Origin of the sequence: Deinococcus sp. Leaf326 (assembly GCF_001424185.1) — a bacterium.
Lineage (GTDB): Bacteria > Deinococcota > Deinococci > Deinococcales > Deinococcaceae > Deinococcus.
In genome coordinates this window covers 128,185-150,566 of sequence record NZ_LMOM01000032.1, presented here as the reverse complement: position 1 = coordinate 150,566, position 22,382 = coordinate 128,185, and the positions used below count along the sequence as shown (strand labels likewise).

The window sequence follows — 22,382 nt, the reverse complement described above, 5'->3', positions numbered from 1 at the left end:
GTGAACAGTCAGAATCCCGCAGAGCAGACCGCGCAGGACCCCGCTAAGCCGGAGAGCGTGAGCATCGACCTGAACGCCGATGCGGGCGAGAGCTTCGGCCCCTGGGCGCTGGGCGACGACGCGGCTCTCTTTCCGTCTCTGACCTCGGTCAACGTCGCCTGCGGCTTTCATGCGGGCGATCCGCTGACCATCCGGCGCACGCTGGAGCTGGCCCGCACGTGTGGCCTGGGGGTGGGGGCACATCCCGGCTACCCCGACCGGGTGGGTTTCGGGCGCCGGATCGTCGAGGCCACGCCCGAGGAGGAGTACGCCGATACCCTCTACCAGATCGCCGCGCTTCAGGGCATGGCGCGGGCTGGCGGCACCGAAGTGCGCCACGTCAAACCGCACGGCGCGCTCTCGACCCGCGCCTGGACCCATGCCCCGACCGCCGAAGCCATCGCGCAGGCGGCCCGCGACCTGGGCCTGCCGCTCGTGGCGCTGCCCGCGACCCTGCTGGAAACGGAGGCGCGGCGGCTGGGCGTACCCGTGGTCCTCGAACTCTTTCCAGAGCGGGCGTACCTGCGTGACGGCCGGCTGGCTCCGCGCTCTTTGCCGGGGTCGAGCATCCACGATCCGCAGGCGGCGGCCCGGCGCGCGGTCCTGATGGTCACGCAGGGCCGGGTCGAGGCGATGGACGGTGGCTTCTTCGAGGCGCGGCCCGACACGCTGTGCATCCACGGGGACAACCCGCAGGCCCCCGCTATCGCCCGCGCCGTGCGCGCCGCGCTGGAGGCCGAGGGCGTCACCCTGCGCATGTTCCCCGTGCCTGACGCGCCGGGCTGAGGCGATGCGCGGCGAGGGCTTCTATGTCGTCTTCGGCGACGAGATCGGGCGGGCGGTCAACGGGCGGGTCCAGGCCCTGCACCGCGCGCTGCGCGCCGACCTGCCCCCGGCCGTGACCGACCTGTGCCCCGGCTACACCACCCTGTACGTGGAATACAACGCCGAGCAGACGACGCGCTCGGCCGTCGCGGCCTGGGTCCGGAGGCATCTGAATGCGGTGCAGGATGACGTGACACAGGCCGGACGTACCGACCAGACTCGCACTATCGAGATTCCGGTGCGCTACGACGGCGCCGACCTCGCGGACGTGGCTGTCCGCACCGGCCTGGACCCGGCCGAGGTGATCCGGCGGCACACGGCCCCCACGTACCACGTCTACGCGGTGGGCTTCACGCCCGGGTTTCCCTTTCTGGGCGAGGTCGAGTCGGCGCTGCGGCTGCCCCGGCGTTCCACCCCCAGGCTGGCGGTGCCCCTCAACGCCGTGGCCATAGCCGGCGCGCAGACCTGCGTGTATCCCCTGCCGTCGCCGGGCGGCTGGAACCTGCTGGGCACGGCCCTGCGCACCCTGTACGACCCGAACCGGCCCGAACCCTGCTTGCTGGCGCCGGGCGACGCCGTGCGCTTCGTGCCGGGCGACGGCCCCGCGCCCACCCTGCCGCCGGTGCGCCCGCTGTGGCCGGAGACCCCCGCGTATCCTGCCTTGCGGGTCGAGAAGCCGGGGCTGCTGGACGTGCTCGTGGACGCTGGGCGTTTCCGGCAGGCGCAGGTGGGCATGGCGCGCGGCGGCCCGCTCGACCCCCGCGCTGCCAACCTCGCCAACCGGCTGGCTGGCAACCCGCCTGGCACGCCCCTGCTGGAGCTGACACTGCTGGGGCCGGTCCTCACGGCACTGCGCGACCTGCGGGTGGCGGTGGCCGGCTTCGGCATGACGGCCGTGGTCGGTGGAGAGCCCGTGCCCCCGCACTCGGCGTTCGGGCTGCGCGCGGGCGAAACGCTGCGCTTCCGGCCGGCAGCGGGGGGCACACGCAGTTACCTCGCGGTGGCGAGCGGGCTGGAGACCCTGCCCTTTCTGGGGAGCAGCAGTGTAGACCTCACTGGACGGGTGGGCCGCGCGCTGCGGACCGGAGACGTGCTGGGTATAGGAGAGGGCATGGTAGCCACCGGCTACTTCGGTGACACAGCCCCCCCGCTGACTCCCCCGCGCGATGAGGTCCGGCTGCGGCTGCTGCCCGGCCCGCAGGCGAGCTACGAGGCCCTAGTGGCGCTGGCGAGCGCGCCCTTCACCGTGCGCGAGCAGGACCGCATGGGCGTGCGCCTGGAGGGGCCGGAAGTGCCGGGCGGGGGGGTCGTGAGCGAGGCGACCCCGCACGGCGCGGTGCAGGTCACGCCGGCCGGGCAACCCATCCTGCTGCTGAACGACCGGGGCCGCCTGGGCGGCTACCACAAGCCGGCCGTCATCCACCCCGACGACCTGCCGCTCGCGGCGCAACTGCGGCCCAACCAGCGCATAGTGTTCCGGCCCCTGGTGTCCGGCCCGCCCCACGGCTGGGCGCGGCGCTGGGTGCTGGACCCCCAAGGAGAAGACTGAGATGAGCGACAGGAGATTTGAAGGCCGCGTGGTCCTGGTGACCGGCGCGGGCGGCGGCATCGGACGCGCGGTGGCCGAGCGCTTCGCTGCCGAGGGCGCACGCGTCGCCGTAAACGATGTGCGGGCCGAGCTCGTCGAAGCGGTTGTGGAGGGCATCACGGCCTCGGGCGGCGCCGCGCTCGCCGTCCCGGCCGACGTGTCGGACGCCGCACAGGTTGAGGCGATGTTTACGCGGGTCGAGGCCGAGCTCGGATACGTCGACGTGCTGTACAACAACGCGGGCCTGATCGACACCACCCGTCACTTCCTGGAGGCCGACGAGGCGTGGTGGGACCGCATCATCGGCGTGAACCTGGGGAGCGTGTTCCTGTGCTCGCACCGCGCCGCGCGCGTGATGGCCCGGCGGCGGCGCGGTGTCATCATCAGCACCTCCTCGGGCGGGGCGACCCGCGCGCACCGGGGCAACGTGGCCTACGACGCGACCAAGGGCGGAATCGAGGCGATGACGCGTGCGATGGCCCTGGACCTCGCGCCCTACGGCATCCGGGTCAACGGCGTGGTGCCGGGCTTCATCAACACCTACGGCCTCACGGACGCCGAGCTGCGGGTGCGCGAGCAGACCGTGCCGCTGGGCCGCTACGGTACCGCCGGCGACATGACCGGCGCGGCGCTGTTCCTCGCCTCGGACGACGCGGCGTACATCACCGGTCAGTTCGTCTCGGTGGACGGCGGCGTGCTCGTGCAGCAGCGCTCGGCGAACGTGGACACCTTCCCGGTCGAGGGCTTTCCGGTCGTCGAGGCCGATCTGGCCTGAGCAGGCGGGCGGCGCTCCTTTCCGGCAGGCGCCGCCCACCCCCGGTTCAGACCTCCGGGTTGACCGTGAGGTCGTCGGCCTGAGGCAACGTGACCGGCCCCGCGGCGACGTCCCGGCGGCGCTCGCGCCATTCCAGGAGGTAACCCAGGGGATCGGGATCGGGGTCGGTGTCCTGGTCGTAGGTACCTCGCCGGCCCTGCGTGGCACGGAACAGCTCGGCCAGCGGCGCCTTGGGCTCGCGGTCCTCGGTGAGCAGGCCGTTGCGCTCCTGAAAGGTGTCGGTGAGCTGGGTGTAGCAGAAGCCTGCCAGCCCCATGCAGCGGTTCACCGCGCCCAGCAGTTCGGCATAGACCGCCAGAAAGTCCTCGCTGCTGCGCACGCGGCTATAGCCCCAGCCGGCGTCGCCCCCTGGCGCGTAGGCCACGCCTCCGAACTCGCTCAGGACCACCGGGGTCCCAGGGTCCAGGTCGCCGAGCAGGATTTGGCGCCCGCCGGGCTGATCGCTGCGCAGGGTGGTCCAGGTGCGCTCGGGGGTACCGTAGCGGCGCTTCAGGACCTTGGCTTTGGGCGTGTAGTCGTGGACGCCGATCAGGTCACCCACCATCGTCTCCCAGCCGTCGTTGCCCAGCACCGGGCGGGTGTCGTCCAGGCTGCGTGCGAGGTGGTAGAGCGACTGCACGAGGTGGCGGGCTTTCGGGTGCGTGCGCAGGTCCGGCACCCCCCACGACTCGTTGAAGGGCACCCAGGCCGCTACACAGGGCCGGCCCCGGTCGCGCCGGATGACCTCGGTCCACTCGCGCGTCAGGGCCGCCACGCTGCGGTCGCTGTAGGCATAGGCGCTGGGCAGCTCGGTCCAGACGAGCACGCCGATCTGGTCGCACCAGTGCAGGAAACGGGGCGACTCGACCTTCTGGTGCATCCGCACGCCGTTGAAGCCCAGCCGCCGCACGAGTTCGGCGTCCAGCCGCAGCTGCTCGTCGGTGGCGCTCATGTGGGTGTCGGGCCAATAGCCCTGGTTGAGCACGAGGCGCAGCGTATACGGCAGCCCGTTGAGCAGAAACCGGCCCTGCGCCCAGCCGAACTCGCGCAGCGCGGTCGTACTGCTCACCTCGTCGATCACCTCGCCGCCGCGCAGCAGCCACGCGCGCACCCCGATGAGCTGCGGGTGCTCGGGCGACCACAGCAGGTCGCGGCGGTGGTCGTCAATGCCGCCGTCCGCCAAATGAACCGTCCGGGTGATCTCGGGGCCGGTCACGCGGTAGAGGTCGTCGCTCAGCACCTCGCCGCGGGCCTGGAGCTGCACCCTGAGCCGCCACTCCCCTGCCCCCGGCGCCGCGTTCAACCGGGCGCGCAGGCGCAGGCTCCAGGAGGTCAGGTCGGGTGTACCCTCCAGTTCGGTGAAGTGCAGCGCGGGCACATGCTCGAGCCACACCGACTGCCAGAGGCCCGTCGTGCGCGGATACCAGATCTTGTGCGGCTCGTCCGGCAGCCAGTCCTGCTTGCCGCGCGGCTGGTCCAGGGCCAGGGGGTCGTCGTCCACCCGCACCGTGAGGGTCAGCGACCCGGTTCCGAGGTGTGGTGTGAGGTCGAAACTGAAGGGCGTATGGCCGCCGATGTGCTCGCCGAGATAAGCGTCTCCCAGCCAGACCCGCGCGTGGTAGTCGGCCGCGCCGAAGTGCAGCAGCACCTGCCCCCCGCGCCACGCGGCCGGGACCTGGACTTCTCGCCGGTACCACACGGTGTGTAGAAAGCCAGGCAGCGACAGCCCGCTCGCCGCACTTTCTGGCGCGAAGGGCACCTCGATATGCATGGCGCCGTCCAGCGCTCCTGCGTCCGGCCCGACCCCGAACGCCCAGGACCCGTCCAGGCTCCGCCAGGTGTCCGGCGAACGTTCCAGGGCGGGGCGGGGGTAGGGAACGGCGGCGGTCGTGGGCCGAGCGGCGGAGCGGGACATACCACGCATCCTGGCACCGCGGCCCCTAAACTTTCAACTAAAGTCGCGGGTTTCTAATGGGGGTCCCGGGGGGCGTACCGGGGCGGGTTGCTAGAGTGGGCCCCGGCCATACATGACCGGGCAGTGCCGAGTTCCCGGACTACTCGGTTGCGGAACCACACTATTGCCGAAGGAGGCTGCCCCCTGCCCACACACACGCCCAAGCGGCGCGAGGCCCGCACGTTGATGGTCGAGGGCACCCACCTCGTCAAGGTGACGCACGCGCTGAGCAACGACACCCGCATGCTGATTCTGAGCCTGCTCTCGAGCCAGGTCCTGAACCTGACCGAGCTGACGGCGGCGCTCGCCATGCCCGCCTCGACCGTGAGCTTCCATATCAAACGGCTCGAAGACGCCGGGTTGTTGCACGTCGAGTACGTGCCGGGCACGCGCGGCGCGCAGAAGCTCATCAGCAAACGCTACGACGAACTGCTGCTGACGCTGCCGGGCGCGGCGGTCGTGCAGGACAGCCGCGACGTGGTGGTCAGCATGCCGGTGGGCAACTACACCCTCATCCGCGCCGCACCGAGCTGCGGGCTGGCCGCCGCGCACAAGATCATCGGGATGCTTGACGACCCACGTTCCTTCTACGAACCCGAGCACGTCTTCGCGCAGATCCTGTGGTTCCGGGCCGGCTACGTCGAGTACGCCTTTCCCAACAACGTGCCCTACGGCGCGGCCCCCACTCGACTCGAACTGAGTCTGGAACTGTGTTCGGAGGCGCCCCATTTCGACGAGCACTGGCCGTCGGACATCACACTGTGGATCAACGACGTGGAGGTGGGCACCTGGACCTCGCCGGGCGACTTCGGGGGCGTGCGCGCCCGCCTGACCCCGGCTTGGTGGGCCGAGGACCAGACGACCCACGGCCTGCTCAAGCGCTGGCTCGTCACGCCGCAGGGCGCCTGGATCGACGGCGAGCGGCTCTCGGACGTGACGCTGAACGGGCTGAACCTCACGCGGGACCACCACATCCGGGTTCGCCTGGGCATCAAGGAGGACGCCCGGCACGCCGGCGGCCTGAACCTCTTCGGCCGCTCGTTCGGCAACTACCCGCAGGACATCGTGCTGCGTCTGGGGCACGAGTCGCTACCTCCCACCAGCACGCCCTGAGCTGTGCGCGGCGGGACACAGGCGCGGGCAGGGCAGAGATGGGGGCTTTCTTAAACCCACCAATTTTGTTGACGGTTTAGGGCCGAGGTGTTACAGTCCAGAGGTCTACACATCTGGTCGTGGGCGCCGTCCGAGGTGCGCACAGAGATCGGCGCGGCGAACAGCCTCCGGGGCTGTCCGGGCGCCCATCCCGCCGTACCTCCTGCCCTGTCCCCTTTCTCCAGGAGGAACCTGTCATGCGCCGTATCACCCCGTTGCTCGCCCTGCTGGCCCTGGGCACCGCCGGAGCCCAGAAAGTCTCGCTGACGTTCCTGCACGGCTTTACCGGCCCCGACCGCCCCGTGATGGAAGGCCTGATCAAGAAGTTCAACGACACGCACCCCAAGATCGAGGTCCGCGCGCAGGCCCAGCCCTGGGCCACGACCTGGCAGCAGTTGCCGGCGCTGGTGGCCTCTGGGCGTGCACCCGACGTGGCGGTCATCAACGAGGACCAGATCACGGGGTTCATCGCTCGCGGGGCCGTCTCGCCGCTGACTCCGGCCGAACTGAGCGGCGCAGGCATCAGCAAGAGCAAGTTCTTCGGGCCGCTGTTCGCCACGGCCGACTACAAGGGGCAGTCCTACGGCGTGCCGATCTCGAGCGTCGCCTACGTCATGTTCTACAACAAAGACCTGATGAAGAAGGTCGGCCTGGACCCCGCCAAGCCGCCGCGCACCCGCGCCGAGTTCCTGCGCGCCGCGCAGCTGTGCACCGTGGACAAGGCCGGCAAGAACTCCACGCAGGCGGGCTTCGATTCCAAGAACCTGAACACCTGGGGCGTGAGCCTCTACAACAACTGGGTGGGGTCGCGCGCCGCTTACGCCGCTATTTTGCAGAATGGCGGCGCGCTGACCGACAAGAACCAGAACGCGGCCTTCAATTCGCCGCAGGCCGTGAGCGCCGTGCAGTTCCTGGTAGACCTCGTGCAAAAGCAGCATGTGGCGCGACCCAACAGCACCGAGGAAGCCGAACTCGCCGCCTTCTCGCAGGGCAAGGTCTGCATGTTCCCCAGCGGGCAGTGGTACCTCGACCGCTTCGAGACCCAGAAGATGAATTTCGGCGTGACCTTCCTGCCGCGTGTGGGGGGCAGCGTGCGTGACGCGGCCTGGGGCGGGTCAAGCCACCTGACCCTGCTCAAGCAGCGGCCCGGCTACAGCGCCGACAAGCGCCGCGCCGCCCTGGAGTTCGTCGCGTGGCTCAGCCAGCCCGCCCAGAACCTGAGCTGGACCGCGACCGGCAGCCTGCCCACCCAGGCCGCCGTAGCGAGCAACCCGCAGTTCGCCAAGGCGCCCATCAGCGGCATCTTCGACCGCCTGGGCAGCGTGTACGCCACGAGCGGCTACCCCTGGGTCGGACAGGTCATGGGACCCTTCGACGCCGCCTGGGAAGCCGCCTACCTGGGCAAGAAGACCGTGACCCAGGCCCTGAACGACGGCGTAAGCGAGGCCAACAAGCAGATCGAGCAGGCCCGCAAGAACTTCCAGTAAAGCTCCGGCGCGGGGTCGGCGCGGCCCAGGGAACAGGCTTTCCCACAGGCCGCGCCGGCCCCTTGCCCGTCCCTTCCCGCCCGACAGGAGAGCCATGACCGACCACGCGCCCCAGCCGGCCCGCCACGCGGCGCGGCGCGGCGACGCCCCACGCGCCGGCGCCGCCGCCCGGGCCGAACCGTACCTGTACCTGCTGCCGCACGCCCTGCTGTTCTTCGTCTTCACGGTGTACCCGGTGGGCTACGGGCTGTATATCGGGATGCACCGCTGGGACCTGCTGAGCAGCGTGCAGAGCTTCGTGGGCCTGGAATTCTTCCGGAATCTGTTCGTCCCCGGCACGCCGCAGTTCGACTTCTTCTGGCGCACGCTGCTGAATACGGCGCTATTTACGGTGGTCAGCGTGCCGCTGCTCGTCGCCGCGGCGCTGGGGCTGGCCCTGCTGCTCCAGCGGCCCATCTTCGGGCGCACCTTCTTCCGGGCGGTGTTCTTTCTGCCAGGCGTCCTGACGGTCTCGGTCATGGGCATCCTGTGGCGCTGGATGTTCGACAACCAGATCGGGCTGGTGAACGCCGCGCGCGAAGCCCTGACCGGCGCCCCCCCCATTCCCTGGCTCTCGACCGAGGGGCTGGCCTGGGTGCCCATCGTGGTCGGCACGGTGTGGTGGACGGTCGGGTTCAACATGACGCTGTACCTCGCGGCCCTGAGCAACGTGCCCGCGAGCCTGTACGAGGCGGCGGCGCTGGACGGCGCGACCCCTGGCCAGCAGTTCCGGCACATCACCTGGCCGCTGCTGGCCCCGCAGACCCTGTTCGTGTTCATCACGACGGCGCTGGCCTCGTTTCAGCTGTTCGGGCAGTCCCTGGTCATCACGGCGGGCGGCCCCAACCGCAGCACCCAGAGCGTGATCCAGTACATCACCGAGGAGGGCTTCACGAACAACCAGATCTCCAGCGCGGCGGCGATGGGCTTCGTCTTCGGCCTGATGATGCTGATCTTCACGGCGGCGCAGTTCGGGCTGATGGCCCGCGACGTGAAGGGAACTTCGTGAGCGCGCCCGGCACGCCCGTCCCTGGCGCCCAGGCCCGGCCGAGGCCCAGGCCGCGCCGGCGCTTTCCGCGCGAGGTGCCGCGCTTCCTGCTGCTGTGCGTGCTGGCCGCGCTGTTCCTGGCGCCGGTGTACTGGATGCTCTCGACCTCCCTGAAGTCGGAGGCCGACGCCATCGTCTCGCCGGTGCAGTGGTGGCCGCTTCACCCCACGCTGGACAACTACCGCGAGGTGCTGACCTCGCCCGACGGCAACATCCTGCGCTGGACCTGGAATTCGCTGGTGGTCGCGCTGACCTTCACCGTGCTGCATGTCCTGCTGTGCGCGTTGACCGCCTATCCGCTGGCGCGGATGCGCTTTCCGGGGCGCGACACCTGGTTCTGGTTCATCCTGTCGAGCCTGATGATTCCGGGCATCGTGACTCTGGTCCCGACCTACATCATGATGCTCAATTTCGGCTGGATCAATTCGTACCACGCCCTGATCTGGCCGGGCGTCAGCGGGGTGTTCGGGGTCTTCTTGCTGCGGCAGTTCTTCCAGGGCATTCCGCGCGAACTGGAGGAGGCCGCCAAGCTCGACGGGGCAAGCAGCCTGCTCATCTGGTGGCGCATCATCCTGCCGCTGAGTCTGCCGGCGGTCGTCACGCTGGCGGTGTTCGCCTTCATGGGGTCGTGGAACAACTTCCTGTGGCCGCTCTACACCGTGACCGACGTGGACAAGATGACTCTGCCGGTGGGCATCACCACCTTTTCGCAGCGCTACGTCACCGAGTACGGCAAGTTGATGGCCTCAACCACCCTGGCGGCGGTCCCGGCATTGATCGCCTACCTGATCGCGCAGCGTTTTCTCGAAGCGGGCCTGTCCACGACGGGCCTCAAGGAGTAGTTCATGCTCAAGTGTGCCCCGGCCCTGCTGGCCCTGGCCGCCGCCCTGCCCCTGCTCACCTCGGGGGCCGGGGGTGGTCCGGCGCCGGCCCGGACCTTCACCAACCCGGTCGTGGACGCCAATTTTCCCGACCCGTTCATTCTGCGTAGCGGCGCGACCTACCACGCCTACGCCACCAACGGCACGGGGGGCAACGTGCCGCACATGATCAGCCGTGACCTCGTGAACTGGGAGCGGGCGGGCGACGCGATGCCCACCCTGCCCGCCTGGGCACGGCCGGGGCTGACCTGGGCGCCCGAGGTGGCGAAACTGCGCGGTCAGCACGTGCTGTACTTCACCGCCCGCGACCGCGCCAGCGACCGCCAGTGCATCGGGGCCGCCGTCTCGGCCTCGCCCGCCGGGCCGTTCCGGGGGGTGGGGAATGGGCCGCTCGTGTGTCAGGTGGCCGAGGGGGGCAGCATTGACGCCAGCCCCTTTATTGATACGGACGGCCGAGCCTACCTCCTCTGGAAGAACGACGGCAACTGCTGTAACCTCGCCACGCACCTCTATGTGCAGCCATTGAGCGCCGACGGCCTCAAATTGACCGGCAAGGCGACCGCCCTCATCCAGAATTTCGCGCTGTGGGAGGGCAACGTCATCGAGGCCCCGACGCTGTACCGGCGCGGCGACTTCTACTACCTGCTGTACTCGGCCGGGCCCTTCGACTCGGACCTGTACGCGGTGGGCTACGCGGTTGCCCGCAAGGTCACGGGGCCATATAGCAAAGCCGCCGAGAATCCGATTCTGGTCTCGAAAGGCGAAGTGGCCGGGCCGGGGCACCAGAGCGTCGTGACCGACGCGGCCGGGCAGACCTGGCTGGCCTACCATGCCTGGACCGGGGGCCAGATCGGCGACGATAAGGGCTACCGCAGCATGCGGCTCGACCGGATCTCCTTCCGGGACGGCGCCGTGAAGGTGCAGGGCCCGACCCTGACGCCCCAGCCTGCCCCGGCGGTGGCTCCATGAGCGACGCCGTGGCTGCCGACCTCTTGCCGACCGGGCCGCTGCACGAAGCCTACTTCGCTGACCCCTTCGTGCTCAAACACGAGGGCCGCTACTACGCCTACGGCACGGGCGGGATGGTGGACGGGCGGGCCTTCGCGGTCCTGACCTCGGCCGACCTGCGCGAGTGGCAGGCCTGCGGCGGGGCACTGGAACCCATCAGCGACGAGCCGCGCGACTACTGGGCGCCGGAAGTGGCCTACGCCGGCGGCCGGTTCTACATGTACTACTCGGTAGGCATTGGGGACCAGGGCCACCACCTGCGCGTCGCGGTGGCCGACGGGCCGGCTGGGCCTTTTCATGACCTGGGCCTGAACCTCACGCCGGACGAGCCCTTCGCCATCGACCCGCACCCCTTCCGGGCCAGCAGCGGCGAGTGGTTCCTGTACTTCGCGCGCGACGACCTGAGCGGCGAGCGCCCCGGCACCGTGCTGTGCGTGGCCCCGCTGCACGGCATGACCCGGCTGGGCGAGGTGCGCACCGTGCTGCGGGCCAGTGGCGACTGGCAGCGCTATCAGTCGGGGCGGGCGATGTACGGCGGCGTCCACGACTGGCACACCCTGGAGGGCGCCTTCGTGCTGGAGCGCGGCGGGAAGTTCCACCTGCTGTACTCGGGCGGCGCCTGGACCGGCGAGGGCTACGGCGTGGGCCACGCGGTCGCCGACCATCCGCTAGGCCCCTTCCACGAGCCGCAACAGGCCGCGACCGTGCTGCGGACCGGCGACGGCCTCACCGGCCCCGGTCACGCCAGCGTGACGCAGCGGGAAGGCGAGGACATCCTGGTGTTCCACGCCTGGAATCCCGAGCACACCAAACGGCAGCTCCACGCCGCGCCGCTGGACTGGTCCGGGGGCGCGCCCCAGGTCCGGCGCCCCTGAACCCGCCACTACCCACCCCGTCCCCTTCTCCGGAGGTCCCATGCTGAAGTGGAGTGTTTCCCTCCTGCTCTCTCTTCCCCTCGCTGCCTGTGGCCAGCCCGCCACGGTCGCGCCCACCGCCGGTCAGACCGCACCGACCGCGCTGCTCACCCCCCAGGCCCAGACCAGCATCCGCAACGCCGACCCCAGCGTGCTGCGGGCAGGGTCCACCTACTACTCGGTCGAGTCGGACGGCAACAACATCTACACCCGCGCCGCCGGCAGCGTGGACGGCCTGGCCGCGGCGCCGCGCGTGCTCATCTGGGCGGGTGCTAGAAATCTGCCCAACGTGTGGGCGCCGGAAATCGTGCGCGAGCCGGTCGACGGGCGCTACTACATCTACTTTGCGGCCGGGGACGGGGGCGGCGGGCAGCGCATGTACATGTCGTCCTCGGCCAGCCCGGGCAGCGGCTACAGCGACCCGCAGCGCATGGCCCTGCCCGACGACCGCTGGGCCATTGACGGCACGGCCTTCACCTTCGGGGGCGCGCGCTGGTTCGTGTGGTCCGGCTGGGCGGGCACCACCAACGGCGAGCAGAACCTCTACATCGCCCGCATGAACACCCCGACCTCGACGACCGGGGGGCGCTTCATCATCTCGCAGCCGCGCGAGGGCTGGGAGCAGGCCGACCCCTCGCCGCCCACCCGCGTCAACGAGGCGCCCGAGCCGGTCGTAGACCCAGGCGGACAGCTGCACATCGTGTATTCGGCCAACGGCAGCTGGGCGGCGAACTACTGCCTCGCCGACCTGCGCCTGAGCAGCGGCGACCCGACCAACGTGTGGGCGTGGTACAAGTCCAATGGCTGCCTGTTCGGCTCCAACGGCAACCTGATGATGAGCGGCTGGGACCCTACACTGAACGTCAATGGGCCGGGGCACCACAGTTTCGTGCTGCTGAACGGCGACGTCTCGACCAGCCCGCCCTCGGGTTCGCGCTTTCCCATGATGTTCCATGCCGTGCCCAAATCCCTGAACTACACCTGGGGCAACCGCTCGTGGTACAGCGGCACGTTCATGTGGTGGGGCAACACGGCCTACACGCGCGGCCCCGGCAACGGCCCGACGAGCAACACCGGCTGGAGCCTGAAGTTCTTCGAGTAGGCGCGGCGGCCGACTTCCCGTAAGCCCTCTTCCCTCCCCCACCGGAACCTGCCGGCGAGGGAGACTTCCATATTCAGGGCGCGCGCCGAGTCTTGAGAAGCAGCCAGGTCACACCCAGGACCCCCGAACACAGCGTGCCGATCAGGACACCGAGCTTGGCCCCGGTCAGGAGCGCGGCATCGGCGAAGGCGAGGTTGGCGACGAACAGCGACACCGTGAAGCCTATTCCTGCCAGCATCCCCGCGCCGGCCAGCAGCGACCAGTTCACGCCGGCCGGCAGCACGGCCAGCCCGGCGCGCACCGCCAGCCACGCGCCGCCCAGCACGCCCAGCGGCTTGCCCAGCACGAGCCCAGCCACCACGCCCAGCGTGACCGTGCCCAGCGTGGCCCCGCCGATCGCCACCCCCGCATTCATAAAGGCGAACAGCGGCAGGACGGCGTAGGTCACGTAGGGGTGCAGCAGGTGTTCGAGGCGGTGCAGCGGGCTCTGCGCGCGCTCCAGGGCAGCCTCGGCCCGCTGGAGGTGCATGCCCAGGCGCTCGTTGTCGGCGTCGGCCACCAGCGCGCCCGGCAACGACACCGCGAGCGGCGCGGCCCGGCGCAGCGGCACTGCCAGGGCCAGCAGGACCCCGGCGATGGTGGCATGCAGGCCCGACTGGAGGACGAGGAGCCACAGCACGACTCCCAGCGCAGCGTATACCCCCAACCGCCGCACGCCCAGCCGGCCCAGCACGAGCAGCGCGCCCCAGGTCAGCGCGGCGGCCAGCATGGCGGGCAGGTCAAGTTCGCTGGTATAGAACAGCGCAATCACAACGACGGCTCCCAGGTCGTCCACGATCGCCAGCGCCGTTAGGAAGACCTTGAGGCCCACCGGCACGCGCGGGCCCAGCAGCGCCAGAATGCCCAGCGAGAAAGCGATGTCGGTCGCCATCGGAATGCCCCAGCCGCGCAGGCCTGGCCCCCCCAGATTCAGGAGGGCGTACAGCAGCGCCGGCACGGCCATGCCCCCCAGGGCGCCCGCCACGGCCAGGGCCGCCCGGCGTGGGTTGGCCAGTTCTCCGACGAGGAGCTCGCGTTTGATCTCCAGGCCAACCAGCAGAAAGAAAATCGCCATCAGGCCGTCGTTGACCCAGTGTTCCAGACTCAGGTCCAGGCCCTGGCGGCCGACCAAGACGGAGAGGTGCTCGTGACGCAACGCCTCGTACCCCTCCGCCAGCGGGGAATTGGCCAGCCCGAAGGCCAGCGCGGCGGACGCGAACAGCAGCAGCCCTGCGAAGGACTGGCTGCGCACGAACTGGGAAAACGGGCTGGGCCCAGGCGGCAACGTCAGGGGCCGACCGGGCTCGGGGGAGCCGGCCCGCGGGGCCGGAGGGGGAACAGAAGACATAGGACCTCCTCAACAAGGCAAGGGTGGAGCCGTCACCAGACAGACTCCACCCATTCAGCGTATGGCCGCCGCTGCCTGCCGCGCAGAGCGGCGTGTTGTAGGGGTCAGGATAACAGAAGGCGTCCTTATCCCCCTGCTGCCTCAGCCCACCTCGTCGCTTCCCGGCTGGCACGCGGGACACAAACCCTGAAGGTCCACCCTGGCCCGCGTGACTGCCCAGCCCCACGCCTGGGCGACCGGACTGAGGTCAGGCAGGTCGAGCATGATGTCCACCATCCGGCCGCAGCGCAGGCACACCAGGTGCGAGTGCGGGGTCAGGTTGGTGTCGTAACGCGCCTCCCCACCGGGGCCAGTCATCTCGCCAATCAGGCCGCGTTCGCTGAAGGTCCGCAGGTTCTGGTACAGCGTGGCGATGCTCAGGGGGTGCCCCGAGGCCCGCAGCCGCTCGGAGATTTCCTCGGGCGTGAAGTGGCCCTCGGTTCCGGCGAAAAATTCCAGCAGCGTGAGACGTGGCTGCGTCACGCGCAGGCCACTGCGTTCGAGGTGGCGGGCAAGGTCGGTGGTCATAGGCTGCCGGAGCCAGGCCCGAGAAAAAGCCGCCCAGATTCGGGCGACTCCTCCCCCGCCGCTCAGTAAGACTTTGCCTCGTGACCAAGCGTCGCCGGTGTCTGGGTAGGCTGAGACGACTGGCCGTCGGTCTTCTGCTTCAGGGCTTCTTCCACGCGGCGGCCGTAGTCGGCGTCAGCCGCCCGGAAGTATCCGAGCATCTTGGTCTGGATGCGCGGATCGCATTCGCTCAGGGCGCCAGCGAGGTTGGCGACGAGTTCGTCCCGCTCCCATTCCTCGAAGCGGCGGTACTGGTCGCCCGCCTGGCCGAAGTCGTTGGTCCGCTCAATGCTTGCCCGCACGAGATGGCCCTCCACGTGGGGGGTATGGTCCGGCGCGCGGCGTGGGGCTTCCTGGGGGCCGCTCAGAACGCTCGGTTCGTAGTTCACACGGGCGTCCTGGCCGCTGAAGGTATCGACCCGGTAAGCCATCTGCCCGTCGCGCTGGTTGGTCGCCACGTGCTTTTTCGGCGCGTTGATGGGCAGTTGAAGGTAGTTGGCGCCCACGCGGTAGCGCTGCGTGTCGGAATAGCTGAAGGTGCGTCCCTGGAGCATCTTGTCATCGCTGAAGTCCAGCCCGTCCACGAGAACGCCGGTGCCGAAGGCAGCCTGCTCGGTCTCCGCGAACACGTTCTCGGGGTTGCGGTTCAGGGTCATCATGCCGACCGGGCGCCACGGGAACTGTTCACGGGGCCAGATCTTGGTGTCATCGAGCGGATCGAAATCGAGCTCGGGGTGCTCACCGTCTTCCATGATCTGCACGAGCAGTTCCCACTGGGGATACTCGCCGCGCTCAATGGCGGCGTGCAGGTCCTGGGAGGCGTGGTTGAAGTTGGTCGCCTGGACCTGGTCGGCTTCGGCCTGGAGCAGGTTGCGGATGCCCTGCACCGGCTCCCAGTGGTACTTGACCAGCACGCCCTCGCCCTGCCCGTTGACCCACTTGTAGGTGTTCACGCCGCTGCCCTGCATGAAGCGGTAGGAGGCGGGAATGCCCCACGGCGAGTACAGCAGGGTAATCATGTGGGTCGCCTCAGGCGTTCCGGCGAAGAAGTCGAAGATGCGCTCGGCACTCTGGATGTTGGTGGTCGGGCTGGGCTTCTGCGAGTGGATCAGGTCGGGGAACTTCAGCGCGTCGCGGATGAAGAACACCTTGAGGTTGTTGCCGACGAGGTCCCAGTTGCCGTCCTCGGTGTAGAACTTGACAGCGAAGCCGCGCGGGTCGCGCAGCGTCTCGGGCGAGTGCGTGCCGTGGCCCACGGTCGAGAACCGCACGAACACGGGGGTCTGCTTGCCCTTGCCCTGAAACAGCTTGGCGCGGGTGTACTTTTCTACCGGCTCGTCGCCCACGCTGCCGTAGGTCTCGAACACCCCGTGGGCTCCGGCGCCGCGCGCGTGGACCACCCGCTCGGGGATGCGCTCGCGGTCGAAGTGCGAGATCTTTTCGATGAACTGGTAGTTTTCCAGGGTCATCGGGCCGCGGCTGCCCACGGTCCGGCTGTTCTGGTTGTTGGTGACGGGGTGGCCCTGGCGGGTGGTCAGGGTCTGGGCATCCTCGCCCTCGGCGCGGCGGGTATCGGTCGCGTTGCCGACGCCCTGCACGGCGGTGCCGGTGGGGTCCTGGTCTGCGTTGTGGTGGTCAGTCATGGAAGTCTCCTTGCCGGTGCAGTCCACCGAACTCCCAGACCATAATGATTATGATTACTTCTGTCTACCGCCCGGTCAGGCGCAGGTCTCGGTCTTTTCGGGTCCGGTTCTCATTCGGGGGCCGGCCCGGCGGGTCCGTCATGCAAGCTGCCGGCCAACGCTTCTGCTTCGGCGGCGGCGTGCGCGAGTTCTTCTCCCAGGACCGGAAGCTGCGCTCTGGGCGGCCGCAGGGCCTGGGCGTGCAACGACAGACTGCGGGCCGCGCCGGCGTGTAGCCGCAGCAGCGCCTCCTCGGTCCTCTGACGCTCCAACCGCGCGCGGGCCGCGCCCTGACCCCAGGCCGGCTCAATCCGGACCGCGCGCACCAGCGCCTCGGCCTGCATGCGCAGCCGCCGCGCTTCCTCGCGCGCCTGACTGGCTTGGTTGGCGGCTCCGGCCTGTGACTCTTCCCGGTCCTGTGCCGCCTTCCACAGATCCTGCACGGCCAGCAGATACCGGTGCTGGGCCTCGGCGGCGTCGCGCAGGACCCGGCGTGCTCCCGGCCCCTGCCAGCTCGGCCACAGCAGGTAGGTTAGGAGAGCCACCGCGCCGCCCAAGAGCGTGAAGACGAGCCGCTGTTCGGCTGCCTGCCCTTCCGACAGCCCCGACCCCGCCACCGAGAACAGGACGTACAGGGTGATGGCCCCCGAGAAAGCCGCGTACCCGGCCGGAAACAGCGCGTAGGTGAAGAAGGCCGCCCCCACCCCCAGCAGGGCCAGCGCCGTGTGCGGCGGGTGAAGCGCCGTGACCAGCGCGCCGAGCGCCACTCCGGCCAGCGTGCCGCCCAGGCGGGCCACGCCGCGCGTAAGGGTCGAGACGTAGTCCTGGCGCAGCACCACACCCACGGTAAGGGGCAACCAGTAGCCGTGCGGTACGTTCAGCCGGCGCTCGACGTACACGCTGAGACCCAGCACGAGAGCGTACTTCAGGGCGTGGCGGCCCAACAGGGTCCGCAGCGAGGCGCTGCGCGGCCAGTCACCCAGAGCTGGGCGGAGGGCGCCGCTCCTCTTCCCCGCGGTCAGCGCCTCGGGCAGGGGCGGACGGTCGAGGTCGGCGAGCAGTGCCAGGATGAGGGCCGCCCAGGGCCGCAGCTCTTCCCCGGCCGGCCCGCTCAGGTCTGCGACTGCCCGCTCCAGCGCTTGCCGGGAGGCAGCCGAGGACCGTACCTCTCCCCGCTTGACCCCCTGCTCGATCTGGCGCAGGGCTTGGAGGAGCGCGGCCGCCAGCGCTCCGGCCTGCCGCTCGCCTTCCAGGCCTTCGAGGCGTAGGGCCCGGTCGGCACGAACATACCCCACGAGCGCAGCGCGCAGGCCCTCGGCGACCCGCAGTGCCTGCCGCAGCTCCGCGTGTTCCTGCCGGCGCTCCGGGCCGCGTTCCTCCCGGAGGTGGGTGCGCGCCTCGTTCAGGAGGTCCCAGGCCTCCTGCAGGGAGGTGGCGTCCAGCAGAGCGTGCGCTTCGAGCGGCAGCGTCTCGGCCCAGTGTTCCAGCCGGCGGTAGACGAGAGCGACTGCCCGGCGCTCAGCCTGCCGGGGCCGCGCAGGCCACGCCACCGTGAGCAGCAGCACCTGCAACAGCCCCCCAGCCAGCACCAGTCCTCCGCCCGGCAGCGCGAGGTCGCTGGGCAGGCGCAATCCGGTCAACACGATCAGGGTCATGGTGGACTGAATGGCGACGGTCGTCGCGGCCGCGCCCTGCGCGCCGTAGAGCACGAGCAAAAAGCTGACCACCCCGACACTCAGGGTCGTGGCGAGGGTACTCTGGCCCGCCCAGATGGCGAGCACGGTGACCAGGCTCATGAGGACGCTGGAAATCAGCATGACGCGCAGGCGGCTGCGGGTCACGCCGGTAAAGGAGGCTAGGCCCGCATTGAGCGCCCCGGTCGAGGCGAGCACCCCCAGGGCCGCGTTGCCGCTCAGGGCACCCACCAGCACCGGGACTGCCACCCCGATGGTGCAGCGCAGCGCCGTGTCCGGACGCCACTTCGCGCCGTCAAAAGCAAAGGCCGTCTTGAGGACCAGGGGCAGGCGGCGGGTCACGCGCCTCATGGTAGCGGCCCGTCCACAGGGCTGCGCTAGCCTGGGTCATCTCGCAAGGAGGTGCCAAGACCGGCCATGACCCTTTCTTCTTCCCCTCCCCTGCGGCTGGGCCTGGACGCCGGCGGCAGCGGCACCCAGTGGTCGCTACGGCGTGGCGACCAGACTGTCGCTTCTGGAACCGCGTCTCCCCTCACCGCCGCGCTGCTGGACCTGCCTGCCGGCGCCCAGGCCCTCGCCGAGTTGCGTGCAGCGTTGCCCCAGCCGCCCGCCGCCCTGCACGCCGGACTGCCAGGCCTGAGTGCCGGATCGGTGCGGGCGGCTCAGGTTCAGCAGCGCCTTGCCCGGGCGCTGGGCCTCTCACCGGACCGGATCAGTGTCGAGGGAGACCTCGACCTCGCCTACCGCGCGCACCTGCAGCCCGGTGCGGGCGTACTCGTGTACGCCGGGACCGGCAGCATCGCCTACCACGTCGGCGCATTGGGCGAGACCCTGCGCGCGGGGGGACGGGGCTACCGGCTCGGGGACGAGGGCGGCGGAGCCAGCCTGGGCCGCGAGGCGCTGCGCCGAATCACGGACGCCCTGGACCTGGGCGTCCGGCCCACTGGTCCCCTGGCCGACGAGATCGCCGCCGTGACTGGTGGCCTGGACTGGGACACCCTGCGCGCCTTCGTGTACGGCCCACCGGGGGCGTCGGCCCTGGCACGGCTGGCTCCGACGGTGGCACGGGCCGCGGAGGCAGGCGACCCGGCTGCCCAGGCCATCCAGACCGGCGCCGCGCGGGCCCTCGCCGACCTTGCCCAGCGGGTGCAGACCCAGCTCCAGGCCCACGGCGCGGCGCCGCTGCCGGTCGTGGCGACAGGCGGCGCGCTGCGGTCACCTGGACTGGCGGCCGAGATGCGGCGGGCCTGTCCTGGCGTGACCATCCAGTGGCGTGACCATGCAGCGGTCGCCGCCGAATACGCCGCCCGCCTCCTGCACGGCGATTGAGGCGGCCGCAGCTCCGGGTATGGGGACAGGTCCTCCGTCCAGAGAACCCCTCTCTCTGCCTGCACAGTTGATCACGTCCCCTCGGAACCGCGCCTGCCCGACGGCCGTCCTAGCTCCTCAGCGCCTCCACGAACCAGCGGGTGATGACGTCTGGGCGCGTGATGGCCGACCCCACCACCACGAACTGTGCGCCGCGGCTCAGGGCCTGCGCCGCATCGGCCGGGGTATTCAGGCGGCCCTCGGCCACGAATGGCAGGCCCGCGCTGCACAGGGCGTCCATCAGCGCCCAGTCGGGGGTGCTCTGATGGGGGCTGTCCGGGGTATAGCCGCTGAGGGTGGTGCCCACGAGGTCCGCTCCTGCGGCCAGGGCCGCCTGCGCCTCGGCCAGCGTGCCGATGTCGGCCATCACGAGCGCGCCCGCCCCGCGCACCGCCGCGAACATCCCGGCGAGCGGTTCGGGGCGTGGGCGCAGCGTGGCGTCCAGGGCCACGATCTCGCAGCCCAGCCGCGCCAACCGCACGCCTTCTTCCGCCGTCGGGGTGATGTACACGTCGGTGTCGGGGCGGTCGGTCTTGGTCAGGCCGATCAGGGGAAGGGCAGATACGGCACGCACCGCCTCCACGTCCGCGAAGCCCTGCACCCGCAGCCCCGCGGCTCCGCCCTGTTCGGCGGCCTGGGCCAGCCGCGCGATGACGCCGGGATCACGGAGTGGACTGCCCACGTCGGCCTGACAGGACACGACCAGCTGGCCGCGCAGACGTTCCAGCACATCCGGGCGCGTCATCGGCGGACTTCGGAAAGAATCGGGGGAAGGACGGTCATGCCGTCAGGATACCGGCCGTCTCCGCGGGCTACTCGCGCGCGTGTTCCAGCGTGCTCTCGATCAGGGTGGTGACGTGCGCGTCGAGCAGGCGGTAGTAGGCTACGCGGCCCTCCTTGCGGTAGGTCACGACCCGGCCGGCGCGAAGCAGCCGCAGTTGATGACTTACGGCACTCTCGCTGATGCCCACGACCGCCGCGAGGTCGCACACGCACAGTTCGCCCGCGTTCAGTGCACTCAGCAGCTTGAGGCGGGTCGGGTCGGCCACGAGTTTGAGCAGCGCGCTCGCCTGCTGCACGCAACCTTCGTCCGGCAGAGCCAAGCGCGCCGCCTGCACCGCTTTCGGGTGAATGCCGGGGTCGTCGCAGACCCCTTCTTGAGAAACAGTTCTCACCCGCAGACCATAGCGCATGGGTGTAGGCAGCTTGGGGTATGGACCGCTTTTTCCACCGGAACGGAAACTGGGCCACTTGCATGTACAGAGCCGGGCCACGCTCCCGGCTTCGCGTAGGCTGGACCTCCGCTGGCCGGGAGGAGAACCGCCTTCCCGGCTTCTCCCCAGTTCACCCCGCTCCCGAGGAGGACCTTCATGTCCGCATCCCCCCCTCCGGCCTCCGGCCTGGACCGCTACTTCGGTCTGAGCCGCCACGGCTCCACCGTGCCGCGCGAGATGCGCGCGGGCCTGACCACCTTCTTGTCCATGAGCTACATCCTGTTCGTCAACCCGCAGGTGCTCTCCAGCGCTATTCCGGTACCGAACGCCTCCCTGCAACTGCTCATGACCACGGCCATTGCGGCGGCCTTCGGCAGCCTGATCATGGGTCTGGTCGCCCGGTATCCCTTCGCGCAGGCCCCCGGCATGGGACTGAACGCCTTCTTCTCCTACACGGTCGTGCAGGGGCTCGGCGTACCGTGGCAGACCGCCCTGGGGGCCGTGTTCATCTCCGGGGTCCTGTTCGTCCTTCTGAGCGTCGTGGGGGCGCGGCAGGCCATCGTGCAGGCCATTCCCAGGTCCCTGAAGTTCGCCATCACGGCGGGCATCGGGGCCTTCCTGGCCTTCCTGGGCCTGAAGAATGCCGGAATTGTGGTGGGCAACCCAGCCACCTTGCTGGCACTGGGCAACCTGACCCTGCCGCCCGTATGGCTGGCCCTGACCGGTCTGATCCTGACGGCCGTCCTGATGACCCGGCGGGTCACGGGCGCAATTCTATGGGGCATCCTGATCGTGACCCTGCTGGGCGTCGTGCTGCGGCTGCCGCTGTATGCCGGGGGTGCAGAAGGAGCCTTACAGGCCTTCCCCGGTTTCGGTGGCCAGTTCCTGGGCATCTTCGGCGCGCCGGTGTGGCCTGGCGGCCTGGTCGGGCAGCTCGATCTCGGTGGCGCGCTGGGGCTGGGGCTGCTGAGCGTGGTGTTCACCTTCTTTTTCGTGGACTTCTTCGACGCAACCGGGACCCTCACGGGCCTCTCGCAGCGGGCCGGGTTTCTGGACGAGCAGGGCAACATGCCGCGCGCCCGGCGGCTCTTCGCCATGGACGGTCTGGCGGCCATGTTCGGGGCCTTCATGGGCACCTCCACCACGACCGCCTACGTCGAGAGCGCCTCGGGCATCGGTGAGGGCGGACGCACCGGCCTGACCGCGGTCACGGTCGGTGTCCTGTTCCTGCTGAGCATGTTCCTGTGGCCGCTGGCCGGAGCTATCCCCTCGGCCGCGACCGCGCCAGCTCTCATCCTGGTGGGCGCCCTGATGATGGACAGCGTGCGCCATATCGACTGGGACGACCTCAGCGATAGCGTGCCAGCGTTCCTGACCATCATCGCCATGCCCCTGACCTTCTCCATCGCCAACGGGGTGAGCCTGGGCGTCATCAGTTTCTGCGCCATCAAGCTGCTGAGTGGCCGGGGAAGGCAGGTCAGCCCGATCCTGTACGGCATCGGCGCTCTGCTGCTCGTCCGGTACGTCTGGCTATCCGAGGGCTAGCGCTACCAGACAACAAGCCGCCTGCACCCCGCCGG

At 69.9% G+C, this 22,382-nt stretch carries 19 protein-coding genes; 12 read left to right on the top strand and 7 right to left on the bottom strand.

Translation table 11 applies throughout. From position 1 onward, the window contains the following. Genes ASF71_RS11380 through ASF71_RS11370 form a run of 3 tightly spaced genes read left to right on the top strand, consistent with a single transcriptional unit; the run spans position 1 to position 3,227 of the window. Positions 1 to 825, top strand: coding sequence for a LamB/YcsF family protein (locus ASF71_RS11380; protein WP_235514361.1), 825 nt, complete (start codon positions 1 to 3; stop codon positions 823 to 825). Positions 826 to 829: 4 nt separating this feature from the next. Next, positions 830 to 2,413, top strand: coding sequence for a 5-oxoprolinase subunit PxpB (gene pxpB, locus ASF71_RS11375; protein ID WP_056299780.1), 1,584 nt, complete (start codon positions 830 to 832; stop codon positions 2,411 to 2,413). Between the two features lies 1 nt (position 2,414). Beyond that, the gene (locus ASF71_RS11370; protein ID WP_056299777.1) at positions 2,415 to 3,227 is read left to right on the top strand and encodes an SDR family NAD(P)-dependent oxidoreductase; all 813 of its coding nucleotides are present in this window, start codon (positions 2,415 to 2,417) and stop codon (positions 3,225 to 3,227) included. 46 nt (positions 3,228 to 3,273) lie between these two features. On the opposite strand, the gene ASF71_RS11365 is transcribed toward ASF71_RS11370, so the two are convergent. Next, positions 3,274 to 5,181, bottom strand: coding sequence for a glycoside hydrolase family 2 protein (locus ASF71_RS11365; RefSeq protein ID WP_235514359.1), 1,908 nt, complete (start codon positions 5,179 to 5,181; stop codon positions 3,274 to 3,276). 147 nt (positions 5,182 to 5,328) lie between these two features. Between ASF71_RS11365 and ASF71_RS11360 the strand changes: the two genes are divergently transcribed. The 7 genes from ASF71_RS11360 to ASF71_RS11330 all read left to right on the top strand — a co-directional run bounded on the left by ASF71_RS11360 (position 5,329) and on the right by ASF71_RS11330 (position 12,851). After that, positions 5,329 to 6,333, top strand: a complete 1,005-nt coding sequence (locus tag ASF71_RS11360) for a transcriptional regulator (protein WP_235514358.1) — start codon at positions 5,329 to 5,331, stop codon at positions 6,331 to 6,333. Between the two features lie 236 nt (positions 6,334 to 6,569). Continuing rightward, positions 6,570 to 7,859 carry an ABC transporter substrate-binding protein gene (locus tag ASF71_RS11355; RefSeq protein ID WP_056299774.1) on the top strand — a complete coding sequence of 430 codons (1,290 nt, stop codon included), beginning with the start codon at positions 6,570 to 6,572 and terminating at the stop codon, positions 7,857 to 7,859. Positions 7,860 to 7,953: 94 nt separating this feature from the next. Next, positions 7,954 to 8,907 (top strand): carbohydrate ABC transporter permease, encoded by a 954-nt coding sequence (locus ASF71_RS11350; RefSeq protein ID WP_235514356.1) that lies wholly within the window; start codon positions 7,954 to 7,956, stop codon positions 8,905 to 8,907. Continuing rightward, positions 8,904 to 9,788 (top strand): carbohydrate ABC transporter permease, encoded by an 885-nt coding sequence (locus ASF71_RS11345; RefSeq protein WP_056299773.1) that lies wholly within the window; start codon positions 8,904 to 8,906, stop codon positions 9,786 to 9,788. Before ASF71_RS11350 ends, ASF71_RS11345 begins: the two co-directional genes overlap by 4 nt. Positions 9,789 to 9,791: 3 nt before the next feature. Continuing rightward, entirely contained in the window at positions 9,792 to 10,796 is a 1,005-nt protein-coding gene (locus tag ASF71_RS11340; protein ID WP_235514355.1) for a glycoside hydrolase family 43 protein, read from the top strand. Then, a complete protein-coding gene (locus ASF71_RS11335; protein WP_056299771.1) occupies positions 10,793 to 11,710 on the top strand; it encodes a glycoside hydrolase family 43 protein in 918 nt (305 codons plus the stop codon). The genes ASF71_RS11340 and ASF71_RS11335 overlap by 4 nt, the downstream gene beginning before the upstream one ends. 40 nt (positions 11,711 to 11,750) lie before the next feature. After that, positions 11,751 to 12,851 carry a glycoside hydrolase family 43 protein gene (locus ASF71_RS11330; protein ID WP_056299769.1) on the top strand — a complete coding sequence of 367 codons (1,101 nt, stop codon included), beginning with the start codon at positions 11,751 to 11,753 and terminating at the stop codon, positions 12,849 to 12,851. 73 nt (positions 12,852 to 12,924) lie between these two features. On the opposite strand, the gene nhaA is transcribed toward ASF71_RS11330, so the two are convergent. The 4 genes from nhaA to ASF71_RS11310 all read right to left on the bottom strand — a co-directional run bounded on the left by nhaA (position 12,925) and on the right by ASF71_RS11310 (position 18,571). After that, on the bottom strand, positions 12,925 to 14,238 hold the full coding sequence (nhaA, locus tag ASF71_RS11325) for a Na+/H+ antiporter NhaA (protein WP_082505950.1): 1,314 nt from the start codon (positions 14,236 to 14,238) through the stop codon (positions 12,925 to 12,927). Between the two features lie 141 nt (positions 14,239 to 14,379). Continuing rightward, on the bottom strand, positions 14,380 to 14,805 hold the full coding sequence (locus tag ASF71_RS11320; protein ID WP_056299763.1) for a Fur family transcriptional regulator: 426 nt from the start codon (positions 14,803 to 14,805) through the stop codon (positions 14,380 to 14,382). Between the two features lie 62 nt (positions 14,806 to 14,867). Beyond that, positions 14,868 to 16,487, bottom strand: a complete 1,620-nt coding sequence (gene katA / locus ASF71_RS11315) for a catalase (RefSeq protein ID WP_056299760.1) — start codon at positions 16,485 to 16,487, stop codon at positions 14,868 to 14,870. Positions 16,488 to 16,597: 110 nt separating this feature from the next. Next, the gene (locus tag ASF71_RS11310) at positions 16,598 to 18,571 is read right to left on the bottom strand and encodes an FUSC family protein (RefSeq protein WP_235514354.1); all 1,974 of its coding nucleotides are present in this window, start codon (positions 18,569 to 18,571) and stop codon (positions 16,598 to 16,600) included. A gap of 66 nt (positions 18,572 to 18,637) precedes the next feature. On the opposite strand from ASF71_RS11310, the gene ASF71_RS11305 reads away from it, so the two are divergent. Further along, positions 18,638 to 19,549 carry an N-acetylglucosamine kinase gene (locus tag ASF71_RS11305; RefSeq protein WP_056299756.1) on the top strand — a complete coding sequence of 304 codons (912 nt, stop codon included), beginning with the start codon at positions 18,638 to 18,640 and terminating at the stop codon, positions 19,547 to 19,549. Positions 19,550 to 19,658: 109 nt separating this feature from the next. Here ASF71_RS11305 and ASF71_RS11300 read toward each other — a convergent pair whose 3' ends face one another. Then, the gene (locus ASF71_RS11300) at positions 19,659 to 20,333 is read right to left on the bottom strand and encodes an N-acetylmannosamine-6-phosphate 2-epimerase (protein WP_056299753.1); all 675 of its coding nucleotides are present in this window, start codon (positions 20,331 to 20,333) and stop codon (positions 19,659 to 19,661) included. 67 nt (positions 20,334 to 20,400) lie between these two features. Further along, positions 20,401 to 20,781, bottom strand: a complete 381-nt coding sequence (locus ASF71_RS11295) for a helix-turn-helix transcriptional regulator (protein WP_056299750.1) — start codon at positions 20,779 to 20,781, stop codon at positions 20,401 to 20,403. 177 nt (positions 20,782 to 20,958) lie between these two features. Here ASF71_RS11295 and ASF71_RS11290 point away from each other — a divergent pair, with 177 nt between their 5' ends. Next, the gene (locus tag ASF71_RS11290) at positions 20,959 to 22,347 is read left to right on the top strand and encodes an NCS2 family permease (protein WP_056299747.1); all 1,389 of its coding nucleotides are present in this window, start codon (positions 20,959 to 20,961) and stop codon (positions 22,345 to 22,347) included. Positions 22,348 to 22,382 lie beyond the last annotated feature (35 nt).

Coding starts and splice junctions, on each gene's coding strand:
- ASF71_RS11300 (WP_056299753.1), bottom strand. CDS start 20,333: ATGACGCGCCCGGATGTGCTGGAACGTCTGCGCGGCCAGCTGGTCGTG.
- ASF71_RS11335 (WP_056299771.1), top strand. CDS start 10,793: ATGAGCGACGCCGTGGCTGCCGACCTCTTGCCGACCGGGCCGCTGCAC.
- ASF71_RS11320 (WP_056299763.1), bottom strand. CDS start 14,805: ATGACCACCGACCTTGCCCGCCACCTCGAACGCAGTGGCCTGCGCGTG.
- ASF71_RS11340 (WP_235514355.1), top strand. CDS start 9,792: ATGCTCAAGTGTGCCCCGGCCCTGCTGGCCCTGGCCGCCGCCCTGCCC.
- ASF71_RS11350 (WP_235514356.1), top strand. CDS start 7,954: ATGACCGACCACGCGCCCCAGCCGGCCCGCCACGCGGCGCGGCGCGGC.
- nhaA (WP_082505950.1), bottom strand. CDS start 14,238: ATGTCTTCTGTTCCCCCTCCGGCCCCGCGGGCCGGCTCCCCCGAGCCC.
- katA (WP_056299760.1), bottom strand. CDS start 16,487: ATGACTGACCACCACAACGCAGACCAGGACCCCACCGGCACCGCCGTG.
- ASF71_RS11310 (WP_235514354.1), bottom strand. CDS start 18,571: ATGAGGCGCGTGACCCGCCGCCTGCCCCTGGTCCTCAAGACGGCCTTT.
- ASF71_RS11365 (WP_235514359.1), bottom strand. CDS start 5,181: ATGTCCCGCTCCGCCGCTCGGCCCACGACCGCCGCCGTTCCCTACCCC.
- ASF71_RS11305 (WP_056299756.1), top strand. CDS start 18,638: ATGACCCTTTCTTCTTCCCCTCCCCTGCGGCTGGGCCTGGACGCCGGC.
- ASF71_RS11355 (WP_056299774.1), top strand. CDS start 6,570: ATGCGCCGTATCACCCCGTTGCTCGCCCTGCTGGCCCTGGGCACCGCC.
- ASF71_RS11295 (WP_056299750.1), bottom strand. CDS start 20,781: ATGCGCTATGGTCTGCGGGTGAGAACTGTTTCTCAAGAAGGGGTCTGC.
- ASF71_RS11290 (WP_056299747.1), top strand. CDS start 20,959: ATGTCCGCATCCCCCCCTCCGGCCTCCGGCCTGGACCGCTACTTCGGT.
- ASF71_RS11330 (WP_056299769.1), top strand. CDS start 11,751: ATGCTGAAGTGGAGTGTTTCCCTCCTGCTCTCTCTTCCCCTCGCTGCC.
- ASF71_RS11370 (WP_056299777.1), top strand. CDS start 2,415: ATGAGCGACAGGAGATTTGAAGGCCGCGTGGTCCTGGTGACCGGCGCG.
- pxpB (WP_056299780.1), top strand. CDS start 830: ATGCGCGGCGAGGGCTTCTATGTCGTCTTCGGCGACGAGATCGGGCGG.